Consider the following 5698-nt stretch of genomic DNA (forward strand, 5'->3'; position numbering starts at 1 on the left):
ATATAGAAGATAATAAAAAAAGAATATTTTTGAGCCCAATAGGCGGCATCATGAGAGATAGAAAGGAGATGAATGATGAAAATTAATAAGCTCCATCAAGAGAGTCAGCTATTATGGTATAAAGATGCCATTATTTATCAACTGCATGTCAAGGCATTTTATGATAGCAATGGTGACGGTATTGGTGATTTTCGGGGATTGATTGATAAACTGGATTATCTCGCTGACCTGGGTGTAACCACACTCTGGTTGCTGCCGTTCTATCCATCACCCTTGCGAGATGATGGATATGATATTGCTGATTATTTAAAGATTAACTCCTTGTACGGAAATATGAATGATTTTCGCGTTTTTCTCCATGAAGCTCATGCGCGGGGCATTCGTTTGATTACTGATTTAGTGCTGAATCATACGTCTGATCAGCACCATTGGTTTCAAAGGGCCAGGACATCTCCGCCTGGCAGTCGCTGGCGTAATTACTATGTATGGAGTGATACAACCGATAAGTTCAATGACGCAAGGGTTATTTTCAATGATTTTGAGTCATCCAATTGGACTTGGGACTCTGTTGCCCAAGCGTACTACTGGCATCGCTTTTATCCCCATCAGCCTGACTTGAATTTTGATAGCCCGGATGTTCGCCGGGAGATTCTAAAGACAGTTGATTTTTGGTTGCGTCTCGGTGTTGACGGTTTTCGGCTGGATGCTGTTGCCTATTTATATGAGCGAGAAGGGACCAGTTGCGATAATCTGCCGGAAACACACGCGTTTCTACAATATCTTCGCAAATATATTGACGAAAAATATCCAAACAGGATGTTATTGGCTGAGGTAAATCAATGGCCGGAAAATGTAATTCCTTATTTTGATGACGGTAATGAGTGTCATATGGTATATCATTTTCCTATCATGCCGCGATTGTTCATGTCTCTCGGAATGGAAGACAGCTTTCCGCTTATTGAAATAATCCGGCGTACACCACCTATACCGGAAACTTGCCAGTGGGCTATGTTTTTGCGGAATCACGATGAATTGACCTTAGAAATGGTTACTGATGAGGATCGGGATTATATGTACCGGATGTATGCCAAGGATTCACGGGCCAGGATTAATCTGGGCATTCGAAGACGTCTGGCACCTTTATTGGGGGATAATCGCCGCCGCATAGAGTTGATGAACGGGTTATTATTTTCATTGCCGGGGTCACCGATTATCTATTATGGCGATGAGATCGGAATGGGTGATAACATTTACCTGGGTGATCGTGATGGAGTACGTACTCCTATGCAATGGAGTGCCGACCGCAATGCCGGTTTTTCCTGGACCAGCTCCCAGCGCTTATATTTGCCGGTGGTGGCAGATGCTGAATATCATTATGCTGCAGTGAATGTTGAGTCGCAGCAGAACGAGCCGAGTTCCCTGCTATGGTGGATGCGGCGTCTTATCGCTTTACGTAAACGTTATAAGGCTTTTGGCCGCGGAACTATGGAATTTATTGAGTCTGACAATCGCAAGGTTTTGGCTTTTGTTCGCCAATATGAAAATGAAACAATTCTGGTTATTGCCAATTTGTCTCGGTTTGTGACATATGCACAACTTGATCTGACAAACTACCAGGGGTTGGTTCCTGTTGAAATGATTGGCAGGACACCATTTCCGGCCATAAATGAAAATCTCTACTTTATTTCTTTAGGTCCACACACATTTTTTTGGTTCACATTGGAGGAGCCACGCAATCTGCAACTGCGCCCCTTGTGTAGCGGTTCTATTGAGTTAGCTCCTGTAATAACAGTCAATGACTGGGGTGATCTGTTTGGGCGAGCTGTTCAACATGAGCTGACTGAGGCTTTTTCAGCCTATTTAAATACCTGTAGTTGGTTTGGGGGGCGAGAAAAAACAATTAAAGCGGTAACCGCTCGTGAATTTATTCCATTACCTGATACGAGTGTGCAGATGGTATTTATCAGTGTGGAATATATGGAAAGCAGTTCGGAATTGTATTTGCTTAATTTGGCGATGAAAGCTACGGATGAATTGGGGGGGAGACCTGCTGGCTGCAGTGTCATCCTCCGTATTCGTAAGGAAAACGAAGAACGCTTGTTATACGAGGTTAGTGATGACAAAAAATTTCATCAGCTGATGTGGTCGGTGATTGACAAGCGGCGTAAATTAAAAGGCCAAACAGGTGAAGTGATTTCCAAACACAGCAAATATTTCAGGGGACTGGTGAAGGAGAATCGAATGATTCCAGATTCACAAACACTGGCTAATGAACATAATAACAGCTCTATTTTGTTTAAACCCTTGTTCGTGCTTAAGGTATTTAGAAAAATAGATACCGGCATCAATCCAGATCTGGAGATATTGCGACATTTCTCCGAGATAGGATTTGGTTATGCTCCTAAAGTTCACGGATCAATGGAATATTATAATGACCGTGGTGAAGTGATTACTATCGCTGTTCTGCAGCAGTTTGTACAACACCGGGGCACTGCCTGGGATTGTGCGCTGGATCACCTGGGGGACTTTTATGAGCGTATTTTAAGTAGCCGTAAACCGCCGTTATTACCAGTTTCATTCTGGTCGGCAGTGGACAAAGCGATACCTAATGATGTGAGCCAAATGACAGGATCGTATCTGGAATCTCTGGTACAGTTAGGTTTACGTACCGGTGAAATGCATATTGGCCTGGCAGGTGGTGGAGATCAGTCGGAATTTGTACCAGAGCCATTCAATGTTTTTAACCGACAATCGCTGTACCACGGTCTGGCCCAGGAGCTAAGCGGTGTAAAATGGCTTCTGAAAAAACAAATGTCCTCTTTAAGGCCGGAGGACCAACTACTAGCGGCCAAGATCCTGGAATATGAACAACAAGTCATGGCGCGGATCGAAGAGATGAAAGCAATGGAATTTAATGCCGCACGGATCAGATGCCATGGAGATTATCGGTTGGAGCAACTGTTGTATACAGGCAATGACTATATGATCATTGATTTTGAGGGCAACCCGGAACGCCCGCTTAGTGAACGGCGCCTGAAGCGTTCACCACTGCTGGATGTTGCAAGTATGCTGCATTCTTTGTATTGTGCTTCACAGGCTGTTCATCTGGGTTTAGTACCGGGCATAGAGGTTTCAACAGAAAACCAGGTGCTGCTTCAACAGTGGAGTCAGTCCTGGTATAATTGGGCCTCAGCCTCTTTTCTTAAAGGATATGTAAACTCTGTCAAAGATACAGGCCTGCTGCCGGCTGATCGTCAGCAATTAGAGGTGTTGCTGGATGTATTTCTCTTGCAGCGGGGTATCTATCAAATAGTTTCCGGGCTGAAAAATCGTCCGTCCTGGATTGGCATTGCACTGCGTGGCTTGTTATGGACAATTGAGTTTGATAAGCCAAGGTTATCTGTGTGAACGCACAAACTATGGAGGTGAAGGAGATGGGAAATAAATTAGACATTAAGCGTCTATTGGTGGTATCTAACCGTCTGCCTGTTACAATCGATAAAAAGCAGGGGGAGTATATTTTTAAAGAGAGTGTAGGGGGGCTTGTTTCTGGTTTTAGCGCCTATTTTAACTCTTTGCAGGATACGACGTTCTCCGAGGAGGATTCTGTTTGGATAGGCTGGCCTGGGATATCAGTTGATCCTGATGACCAACAGTTGATTAGTGAGCGTTTGTCCCAGGAGTTTAGTGCCAGCCCGGTATTTCTGGATGAAGTTACTATGGATAAATTCTATCTTGGATTTTGCAATAAGACAATCTGGCCACTATTTCATTATTTTTTTAGCCTGACTAAATTTGAAGATGATCTCTGGGAGCAATATGTGGCAGTGAATAAGGTTTTTTGTGAAGCCGTCTGCCAAATTGCCCGCCCCGGCGATGTAATCTGGATCCATGATTATCATCTTATGCTGTTGCCGGGAATGTTGCGGGAACGAATGCCTGATGCTCCAATCGGCTTTTTTTTGCACATTCCGTTTCCAGACTATGAGATTTTCCGTCTGCTGCCCCGCCGTTGGGGAGCTGCTATTTTGGAAGGCTTGCTTGGCGCTGATCTTATCGGGTTCCATACTATTGACTATACACAATATTTTTTAAATAGTGTAGCCCGTATCCTTGGTCTTGCCCATACACTTGGCCGGGTTAGGCTTGGCGAAAGAATGGTGCGGGTTGACACTTTTCCTATGGGGATTGATTTTGCCAAATATAATAATACAGCCAAGCAACCACGGATTATTCGCGAGTCTGAACGGCTACGGCGGATGCTTGGTGACCGGAAAATTATCCTTTCAGTAGATCGGTTGGACTACACTAAAGGAATAGCCAACCGCCTGGAAGCGTTTGCCTTATTCCTGGAACAGTATCCTCAATGGCAGGAAAAAGTAATACTTGCCCTAATCGTAGTTCCGTCTAGAGTTGGCGTGGATCAGTATCAATCCATGAAGAGGAGTATTGATGAAACCGTTGGGAGGATCAACGGCCGGTTTGGTACGTTACGCTGGGTTCCGGTTGTGTATCAGTACCGATATCTACCATTATCACCACTTGTTGCCTTATATAGCGCCAGTGATATTGCTCTGGTTACGCCATTGAGGGACGGGATGAATCTAGTGGCTAAGGAGTATGTCGCTTCAAAAGCCGACAATCAGGGGGTATTGATTCTGAGTGAAATGGCAGGTGCTGCCAAAGAACTGGACCAAGCAATTATGGTTAATCCTAATAGTATTGAAGAAATTGCTGGAACAATTCAAGAAGCACTGGAGATGCCTGCGGAAGAACAACAGCGTCGGAACAAGAGCATGCAGGTATTGCTGGCCAAGTATGATGTTATTCGCTGGGCTGACCTATTTATCAAGCAATTGCTTGGCATGCGGGAATCGGAAAGAAAAGCTGCAACTAAAATTGTAGCCGGGCAATTACGCAATACTATTCTAAGAGAATATAAAATGGCGCGGAAACGCCTAATTCTGCTTGATTATGATGGTACGCTGGTGCCATTTGCCAACGATCCGCTGCTGGCTGTTCCAGATGATTGCCTGCTTGAGAATCTGCAATCACTTGTCACTAGTGAACAAAATGATGTGGTTATTGTCAGTGGGCGTGGCAGAGATACCCTTCAAGAATGGCTGGGGCATATTCCCCTTCATATGATTGCTGAGCATGGTGCATGGCGTAAGAGAAAATCAGGAAACTGGGAGAAAATCATTGATATGCCACCAGATTGGCGTTCACAGGTGTTACCCATTTTTCAATTCTACGTCGATTTATTGCCAGGATCATTTATTGAGGAAAAAGATTGTTCTATTGTTTGGCACTACCGAAGGGTTGAAAAAGAGATAGCTGATTTTCGGGCTAACGAATTGAAATGGGAATTAATTAATTTTACTTTACATACCGATTTACAGGTATTGGAGGGTAATAGGATTTTGGAAATCAAGCACAAATTAAGTAATAAAGGTGCGGCAATAAAACCCTGGCTTGACCAGGCCGACTATGATTTTATTCTGGCGGCAGGTGATGATAAGACCGATGAGGACTTGTTTGCGATACTGCCTGCAGAGGCTTGTTCTATTAAGGTTGGTATGGGTGAAACAAAAGCAAAATATATTGTGCATAGTCAGGAAGATTTTTGTGGGTTATTGGCAGACCTTGTTGGCCATGAAAAATAACAAAGCAATGCTAAGATTTCGAAAAAGCTATA

The 5698-nt window shown here is 44.0% G+C and carries 2 protein-coding genes; both read left to right on the top strand.

Features of this window, described 5'->3' with window-relative positions:
• Nucleotides 1-72: 72 nt before the first annotated feature.
• The gene (gene treS / locus VN379_RS15960) at nucleotides 73-3408 is read left to right on the top strand and encodes a maltose alpha-D-glucosyltransferase (protein ID WP_325535618.1); all 3336 of its coding nucleotides are present in this window, start codon (nucleotides 73-75) and stop codon (nucleotides 3406-3408) included.
• Between the two features lie 26 nt (nucleotides 3409-3434).
• On the top strand, nucleotides 3435-5666 hold the full coding sequence (locus VN379_RS15965; protein ID WP_325535620.1) for a bifunctional alpha,alpha-trehalose-phosphate synthase (UDP-forming)/trehalose-phosphatase: 2232 nt from the start codon (nucleotides 3435-3437) through the stop codon (nucleotides 5664-5666).
• Nucleotides 5667-5698 lie beyond the last annotated feature (32 nt).

Source organism: Sporomusa sp. (genome assembly GCF_035561255.1).
GTDB lineage: Bacteria > Bacillota > Negativicutes > Sporomusales > Sporomusaceae > Sporomusa.